This window comes from Pseudoalteromonas sp. S3431, assembly GCF_000690035.1.
Classification (GTDB): domain Bacteria; phylum Pseudomonadota; class Gammaproteobacteria; order Enterobacterales; family Alteromonadaceae; genus Pseudoalteromonas; species Pseudoalteromonas fuliginea.
This window is the reverse complement of the sequence record NZ_JJNY01000135.1, coordinates 1-555: the sequence shown is the minus strand read 5'-3', so window position 1 is coordinate 555 and position 555 is coordinate 1. Positions and strand designations below refer to the sequence as shown.

The 555-nt window shown below is 39.1% G+C and carries 1 protein-coding gene; it reads left to right on the top strand.

All coding sequences use genetic code 11. The annotated features are described in order from the left end of the window. Nucleotides 1–124 precede the first annotated feature (124 nt). The coding region (locus DO88_RS00190; protein ID WP_033029962.1) for a flagellin N-terminal helical domain-containing protein at nt 125–555 on the top strand (431 nt) is incomplete at its 3' end.

The following is a 555-nucleotide window of genomic DNA, read 5'->3' as shown; positions in this document are numbered from 1 at the left end:
AAATAAAAGCTAAAGGTATTTTGTTTCCTGCCGTTAACTTAATCAGTAAGGGGCTTGTACATAAATTTGTTACGGCTCTTGGTTAAATCAAAACAGTACTTTTACGAAAGTAATCAGGAGTTTTATTATGATTTCAGTAAACACAAATGTATCTTCATTAAACGCACAACGTAACCTATCTCAATCAGGTTCTGACTTAGCGACATCAATGGAGCGTTTATCATCGGGTATGCGTATTAACAGCGCGAAAGATGATGCGGCAGGCCTACAAATTTCAAATCGTTTAACATCACAAGTAAATGGTTTAGGCGTAGCGCAAAGAAATGCAAACGACGGTATTTCAATGGCGCAAACAGCTGAAGGCGCGATGAGTGAGTCTACAAGTATTTTACAACGTATGCGTGAATTAGCACTACAATCAGCGAATGGTTCAAATTCATCAGAAGACCGTGAAGCGCTACAAAAAGAAGTATCAGCTTTATCAACAGAGCTAACACGTATTTCAGATACGACTTCGTTTGGTGGTCAGCAATTATTGAACGGCAGCTTCGGTTC